This window comes from Streptomyces shenzhenensis, assembly GCF_003688995.1.
GTDB classification, from domain to species: Bacteria; Actinomycetota; Actinomycetes; order Streptomycetales; family Streptomycetaceae; genus Streptomyces; species Streptomyces shenzhenensis_A.
Map to the genome: position 1 here is coordinate 1 of NZ_PENI01000072.1, position 7,903 is coordinate 7,903.

Annotated in this window: 3 protein-coding genes; 1 reads left to right on the forward strand and 2 read right to left on the reverse strand. The window is 66.7% G+C overall.

Features of this window, described 5'->3' with window-relative positions:
- Nucleotides 1-505 (forward strand): hypothetical protein (locus tag CTZ28_RS46075; RefSeq protein WP_310887664.1); only part of this gene is annotated, 505 nt, incomplete at its 5' end.
- A 482-nt stretch (nucleotides 506-987) separates the two neighbouring features.
- On the opposite strand, the gene CTZ28_RS46765 is transcribed toward CTZ28_RS46075, so the two are convergent.
- Both CTZ28_RS46765 and CTZ28_RS46080 read right to left on the reverse strand, forming a co-directional pair.
- A complete protein-coding gene (locus CTZ28_RS46765) occupies nucleotides 988-1,272 on the reverse strand; it encodes a hypothetical protein (RefSeq protein WP_147481310.1) in 285 nt (94 codons plus the stop codon).
- Between the two features lie 80 nt (nucleotides 1,273-1,352).
- Nucleotides 1,353-7,580, reverse strand: coding sequence for a DNRLRE domain-containing protein (locus CTZ28_RS46080; RefSeq protein WP_121895924.1), 6,228 nt, complete (start codon nucleotides 7,578-7,580; stop codon nucleotides 1,353-1,355).
- Nucleotides 7,581-7,903: the final 323 nt, after the last annotated feature.

The following is a 7,903-nucleotide window of genomic DNA, read 5'->3' on the forward strand; positions in this document are numbered from 1 at the left end:
CAGAAGGAACTCGACCGCGATCTTCGAATGTTGGCCGAAATCGACGCCGCGACCGGAACAGCAGCATGACATGGGACGTATCAGCGAGGACACCCAAGCCCGCAACGAAGAGGCGATCCGAGCGGCAATGGACCGGTTGCTGCGTGGCAACTTGTCGCCCGGCGGCAAGTGTGATCTGCGGGCGCTGGCGAGCGAGGCCGGGGTACCCCGCACTGCCTTCCACGCCGAGAAGAACCGCGACGGCACTGCCCGCCCAGGGCCGTATCAGCACCTGGCCCAAGAGTTCGAACGACACCTGTCTGCCCTGCGGGGCGCCGGTTCGGTCCCCGATCCTAGGACCGCGCAGATCGAGAAGCTCAAGGACTTCAAGCGACGTGCTCTCTCTCAAATTGCCGCCCAGCACCTTGAGATCGAGCGTCTACGGGAACAAGCCGCAGCCGTCGGCAACGTCGGCAGGCTCCCATCAGGCAGATCGGGAACGGCACCGTACCGGTCGTGCAGCTGAAGCTGTGGACGTGTGGCGAGCTGTCTACCGCCGGCCGCCGGGCCAGGTCAGGAAGGGTGCGTTGACCACGGTCGTGGTGGTGTTGATCTCGACATTTCCGGCCTGTTCCATGGCGTCGAGCTGGGCGGGCGACTCGGGCCTGCCCTGGGCGGCCGGTGACGGCGGTGGGGATCTCGGGGTCCTCGGCGGGTAGCAGCCGCCCGGCGCGCTGGATGAGGGGTGTTCACAAGTGGACCTGACGTGCGGTGTAGCGACCTTTTCGGAGATCGTTTCCCGTGCAGGGGAAGATCGTTCCCTGCCGGAAGTGACGAGCCGAGTGCGGCAGTACGTCACTGAGGCCGCGGCGGTCGGAGCCATCAGTCGGACATACACCCGGTGACAGAGGACGGAAGGCAGGTGGTGCTCCGCGACAACAGCACGGTGTCGGTGACCGTCGAGCCTTCGCTCAGGCTCGACGGTCCACGGCCGTTCGTGGCGACCACTCATCCAGTGATGAGTCGATCGATCCGAGTTTCGGTAATTGAGTCCAGCGCATCCAGCTGCGTGGCTGCGGAGACGAGCTGGTCGTATTCCGTCTGGAGGATGGGGATGCGGTAGTAGTCGATCACTCTTGCCAGGTGGTCCACAGCCATGTCCGCTTCGTCGGCCTCGACGAGGCCGACGACCGATTCCAGTGCTCGTACCGGTTGCTTCTGGCCCGCCGTTCGATTCGCAATGCTCTCGGCAACGGAGCGGACGAGCGCATCGGGTGAACTCGGGGAGGTCATGTGTGGAACCCGCTTCTTGTAGAGGTTATCCGTCCCGGTGGCGGAAGGCTTCCCCTTCCGCCACCGGGACAGGTGGTGTGTCAGTACTTCCTGTGGATGTAGGCAGTCGTCACGCCGAGGGGCTTTCCGTCGGGTGCCCTGGTGGTGCGGTAGAAGGCCGTCACAACATATTTCTTCTTCTTGCGGCAGCCGCAGCCTGTCCAGTAGGTGTAAGTGACCTTGAAGGAGCCGTCGTAGACGCCGCCCCACTCTTGCGTCCACCTGCCGGAGATGAGCGTCTTCTTGAGATCCCGGAGCATAGTGGAGCTGTAACGCCACGCATCGCGCTTGCCCTTTCCGACGTGCCGGTCCTTGATATGCCTCAGACCGAACTTGCCGTACCTGATCCCGTTCGCCCTGACAGCGGTCTTGCTGCCCTCACGGATGGTCTTCCAATGGCTTCCGGGAGAACGCGACCACATCAGGATGCGCCATTTGTCGCAGGCCTTGAACGGATTCCCCCAGGCACCGCACCGGCCGTCGAGGTCCGTTCCGTTGACCGGGTCGGCGCAGACGAAGTCGTAGGCGTTGCAGTTGCCGCCGAAGACCGGGTCGGTCTGCAGGAAGCGTGCCGTGCTCGGGTCGTAGAGACGCGCGCCCATGAGGACGATTCCGGTGAGCGTCTCGCCGGATCGCTGCTTGCCGCCGAACCAGCCGTAGCGCTGCGTGACCTTGCCCGGGCGTGACGCACCGTTCTCGTCGCTGTCGATCACCGTCGGTGCGACAGCCGTGTCGAGTGGCAGTTGCAGGGCGATGTCTCCGTGGACGTTGGACAACTGCAGGATGGTGCCGCCGCTCTTTCCCGTCGTCGCGCTGAACGATCCCGTGACGGAGGCGACGTTGCGGGTCACCGTTCCCTGGGTGGCGTCCTCCACTATCCAGCTTGGGTTGTCTGAGTCGCTGCCGTAGTGGTTGGTCTTGGCTGACGTCTGGGTCCAGGTGCCTGCGCTGTTAGCCTCCACGGTCCATGAACGGAATCGCAGTGCGGCATCAAGCTGCCACGTCTGGCGCCGGGATCCGGCGGTCTGCCGACGGGCCAGGTCGTTGGCGTAGTACTCGATGGTGCTGCCGGGCAGGGCGGCGGTGCGGCCGAAGGCGTCGTAGGCGTAGCCTGTGTCGACGATCCGGTCCGCGGTGTCGAAGGAGTGGTTGGTGACACCGCCCGCGCTGGTGGGGCAGGCCAGACCGGGAGCTGCGGCAGTGCTGGCCGTGCCGGTCCGGTTGGAGCGCTTGTCCAGGGTGTAGGTGCGCAGAGTGCAGAAGTTGTCGCTGGTGTCCTCCACTCGGGTCAGCCGCCCAGCGTCGTCATAGCCGAATTCCTGGTGCGACCAGCCGGAGCGCGTGGCGGCCTGGCCGTGGATCGTGGATGTGACGGCGTCGTTGTAGACGGTCACTCCGTCGCTGTCCCTGGTGTAGGTGCGTTCGACGACGGCACCCGCTGTGTCCTTGGTCTGCTTGAGCGTGTAGCCGCCCGGCAGCTTTTCGGCGGCCACCGCGCCGTCCGCGTCGTACGTGGCGGAGAAGTCGCCGGCGACCGAGTCGGTCACCTTGGTGGCGAGCCCCCGCGGCTCGACAGCGGTGTCGTAGGTGTACGTGACGGTGCTGGGAACGCTGTTCTCGACCTTGCCCAGGCGGTCGAGACGGTCGTACGTGGTGGTGGTGGTCCCTCCGTCGGCGTCGGCGTAGGAGATCTCCCGGCCCAGCTTGTCGTAGGCGCGGGTGATGGTGCCGCCGGTCGGCGACGTGGTCTTGTACGCGCGGCCCGAGGCGGAGTCGTAGGACGTGGTCGTCGAAGGTACGTCCGCTCCGATGCCGCCCGTGATCTGCACAGTGGTGGAGCGGCCCGCCGCGTCGTAGCCGCGGGTGATGGTGCGGGTCGACGTGCCGGCCTTCTCGGTCGTCTTCGCCGTGTTGCCCCACCAGTCGTACTCGGCGGTCATCGTGGGAAGTTGGGCGGGGTTGGCGCCGCCGCCAGTAATGTCCCCGGCTGGCCCGCTTGTGCACAGCAGGTCCGCCCATTCGGGGCGGCCGGCGCAGGTGCCTGTGCCGGTGGCCGACCAGTAGGTGCTGACCTGGGTGCCCGCGTCGGTTCCCGAGGTACCCGGGGCTCCCTGCTTGGTCACCCGGCCCTGGGCGTCGTACTCAGTGGTGGTCGTGATCGCGAGGCCGGCGGGATCCTGCACGACCTTCGTGGGCAGGCCCTTGTCCCAGTCGTAGGCGACCGTGGTCAGCTGGACATCGGCCATGACTCCGGGGTGCTCGCGGACCTGGGCGCCCTCGGTGGTGCTGGTGATCTGGTTGCTGGTGCCGACCGCGTCTGCGGGGCGTCCCTCGTCGTAGCGCTTGCTGGTCCAGCTGCGGGCGAGGACGGAGGATCCCGCCGCCACAAGCGTGGTGCCGCCTGATGTCAGGTCCTTGGCGAGTTCGACGCGTCCCAGCGGCCCGAACTTCTCCAGCTCGCGCGTACCGGCGTCGTCGTAGACCGACCGCGTGGACAGCAGCTCGGCGCGCTCAGCGCTCGGCCGGTCGGCCAGCCCCAGGTCGGCGAGGGCCTCTTTGGCCGCTGCCGTCGTCCCAAGAGCGGTCTCCCGGTTGCCCGCCGACAGGACGCGCACTACATTGCCGAACCGGTCGTGGTCGGTATTGTCGATCCGGCCTCCCGGCTCGGCCAGGTTCACACGTTCTCCGGACGCGTTGAGGTACTGGACGGTGGCGCGCCGGTAGTCCGACTGGCCCAGAGCCGACCCGGAGTGGGAAGCGGGGACGACATCGGCAGGGAAGACCGCGGTGGCGTCCGTGGGAACGTCCTGCTGTCCCCAGGCTCTGACCGTGTCTTTGTCCATCGGGTACGGGGCCGTGGCTCCGGAGAGCGGCACGTCGTAGACGATGCTGGTCGTCGCCTCGCCCTCGGTGGTGTCAGCTGTCCCCTGCTTCAGTGCGGGGCGGGTGGCCTTGAGGAGCATGCCCTCGCCGGCCGCCGGGTCGTTTCCGGCCTTGCCGTAGGTGAACGTCCAGGGCAACTCCCCGGGCGGCGTCAGCGATGTGACCCACCCGGCCGTGTCGTAGGAGTACTCGGTCACCAGGGACGGGGTGATCTGCGGGTTCCACGTCTGGCGCAGCCGTCCCGTGTCGTCGTACCGGTACGCCTGGGCGGCTTTGGAGGTGGCGGTGGCCGCTCCGGGCTCGGTGGACCACAGGCGGATCTCGCGGACCTGCCCCTTGACGTCGCCGAGCGCCGCGGATGTGGCTGTCGTGGCGGTTGCGTAGACGTACTCCAGCAATCGGCAGCCCTTTGTCGCCGGGTCCGCCGCACAGGCGGACGCGGTGACGGCGGACGTCGGGGCGATGATGCGGGTGGGCCGCGCCAGAGCCTTCCCGTCTACGGTCACCGTCTCCGACATGACCGTGGTGGTCGAGTTGGACAGCCCGTCGAACAGGGTGCTGCGGACCTGCCAGGCAGATGCCTGCGGGTCGGCCTTGGCGAACTCGGTCACCGTGCCGGAGCTGTCGGAGAGGGTGAAGGTGCCGTTGACGCTGCCCTTCAGGGCCATCTCCTCAGCGCCCGGTTCGGGTATCCAGCCGGTCCTGGCCGCGTTGGCCGTGAAGTGGATCGGGCTGTCATCGGCGAGGACCACGCTGACGGCCGTGTCGGAGATCTTCTCCAGGTGGGTGTACTCGGACTCGTTCAGCTGTGCTTCGAAGCCGGAAACCCACTGCGGCCCGAAGATCGCGGCTTGGTCCTCCTGCTGTGCGCCGGCTTGGGGGCGGCGGGAGTGGGCGGTGCGCGTCACTGTGAGGTCGAAGGCGGAGATGTCCTCCTGGGAGAGGGCGTAGTCGCCGGTCAGCAGGTTGACCGAACCGGGCCCGACGTCCTCGCTCGCGGCGCCGTCGGCGTTGCGGTCCACCACGACGGTGACGGGATCCGTGCTGCCCGCCGCCCCGCCTGGGCCGGTGAAGTTGGCCTTGATCTCTACGGTCCCGTCGGGGGTGACGGTGGCGGACGCGTTCCAGGTCAGCGGGGCGTTCTTGCCGTCCGTCAGCGGCACCGGCCATTGCGCGAGCGCGGTACCGTCCAGGGTCACGTCCCCGGCAGGCATGGGCTGCCAGGAATCCGCTGCGGAACGCCGCCACGAGAAGGAGACAGCGTCGTACTTGCCGCCGTCGGTCTCGGCTTCCAGCGTGAGGCGACGCGCGGTCCGCTCGCCGGAGGCGGGACGAAGGAATCCGCCGGCTCCCACGTTGAAGGTGTACTCGACCACCGACGACCGGTTGTCCGCCTTGTCGACGGCACGTACCAGGAGGGACTGCACACCGTTGTCGGAGGGCGTGATGGAGATGGTCTTGTCGCCTGTCGCACCCCCAGTGGTGACCTTGGTCCAGGTCACGCCGTCCAGCGACCACTCCAGCCAGTTGTGGTCGGAGGCGGGTGGGGAAACCGTGAAGGTGCCGGCCTGGCCCGCGCCCTTGCTCCACTTGCCCGTCGGGTAGTCCGTGGATGTGATCTTCGTCGGAGCCGAAGGCGCCGTGGTGTCGACGGTGAACGTCTTCCACGCCGACCAGCCGGTGTTGTAGTGCGTGCCGTCGTACGGTGACGTGCGGAACTTGTAGGTCTTGCCGTTGGTCAGCACGCCGGACGGGACGGTCACCGAGGCGACCTGCCCGGAGGGTACGTACTTCGACACGATGACGTCGCCGACCTGGGTGTTCGTGGCGTTGTCGTAGATCTGGAAGGTGCCGTTGACTTTGTCACCGTCGGCATCGACGAAGGTGTCCCGCAGCGTCGGCGTCGTGGTGTTCACCGTGTAGGCGCCGCCGTAGGAGAAGTACGGCGGGCCGGCCTCCTGCTTGGTGCCGGTGCGCGGCCGGTAGTTGTAGTTCACGACCAACTTGGGCGGATTGGAGGCGGCGTTGGCGGAGTTGACCCGCTTCCACTGCGCCACCACCGACTCGTCGGCGGCGCGGATGCCCATGTGACCGCGGGTGGCCTTCGCCGATGCCCACTCCTGCATCAGCGTGGTCACATCGGCGTTGATCCAGCCGTCCGGCTGCGCGGTGCACGCGGCGTTGCCGCGGGTCTCGGTGGAAGTGGCCTTCTTCGCCGTCATCGTCGGACGGTTCGTCCACCGGCTGGAGGTGGACGCCGCTGGGGAGGACCACACCTCCCACGGGTAGAGCTTGCAGTCGGTGTTACCCGAGTGGAAGTTCCACAGGCTCAGCTTCGCGTCGAGAATCAACGCGTCTTGGACCGGTGTGGTGTTCCACGAGATGAAGGTCTGTGCCGTGCGCGGGGTGCCGTCGGCGTTCTTCGTCCCGGGGTTGCCGAAGTCCAGCTCGGTGTCGGTGGACCAGTCGACGGTCTCGCCCTGCTGCACGTAGGTGTCGAAGACGTTGGACAGCGAGGAGGTGGAGGGGTCGACGGTGACCGGGTACTGGGTGTCAGGGTCGGTGAGGAACTTCGTATCCGGTGTGACCACCAGGTCGACGGTGGAGCCCTTCTGAACGACTTTCAGTCCGACCTTGGCTCGGTTGGTGTGCTCACCGGACCGTTTGTCGACGGTGGCGTCCCACATCACCGGCGCGGGCATCACGGCCCGCTTCTTGTTCTTCTTGTCGGTGAACAGGACGCTGCCGTCGGCGAGTTGCTTCGCCTTCAGGCCCTTGGCTTTCAGCGGAAGCGTGTACGAGTAGCCACCCGAGGTGGGGCGCTGCTTGATCTCGACGTACTGCTCGAAGCCGATCCGCGTGGCCTCGACGACCACGTCCGCGCCCGGTATGGCGTTGGCGTACTCCGCTCGCGTCCCGTCCAGCTTCGGCTTCGGCAGGCCGCCCTTCCACTGGAGGGTGATCTGCTGGTCTCCCTCGCCGAGCGTCACCAGGTCGGTGGCCTTGGCCTCGCGAGCAGCCTTCAAGGACTTCGCCGGCATGCCTGTCTTGCCCGCAAGCTGCAGGCCCTCCGGGTGTGCTATCGGCTCTACACCTGAGCCTGATTCACGCAGTTTCACGTCGACGTCGACCCACTTGCCGTCCCGCTTGAAGCGGATCGGACCGGCCGCGAACTCGGTTGTGAGGCTGCCGTCTTTGTTCACCCACGTCGTCGAGGTCTCGGTGCGCTCCGAGAGAGCCTCGACCCGCTTGCCGGACAGTCTCGCCGCGACTCGGGCGGAAGGTATGTCAGCTGCCTGGGTCGCTGTCGCCTTCTTCGGCGCGTCCGCGGCCTCGGCCGGCGACACTGCCCCCGAATTCGTCGCGTCGATGAGAGTGATGGCCATGGCTAAGGCGGCACCGCCCGCTGTCCAGCGGACACTTCCCCCGAGCCAAGGCCGCCCGCGCCGTCGTGGCGCGGCTCTGTGAATCGTCATGATTCTTCGACCTCTCGCATTTCCATCGGCATCACCCACGTGATGCCAATGTGAAGGTATGCGTTAGGTAAAGAGTGGAAACGGTGACAAGATCGTAGAAGGTGGACAGGGGCCGCCTGGTTGCTTTGGTGATCTATGTCATACCAGCGGGGCAATTGGCATGAAAGAACTGGCCATTGACCCTGGTGGCGCTGGAAATTTGGCCACCGATGGCTGGAAAGTTCAGGTAGAGC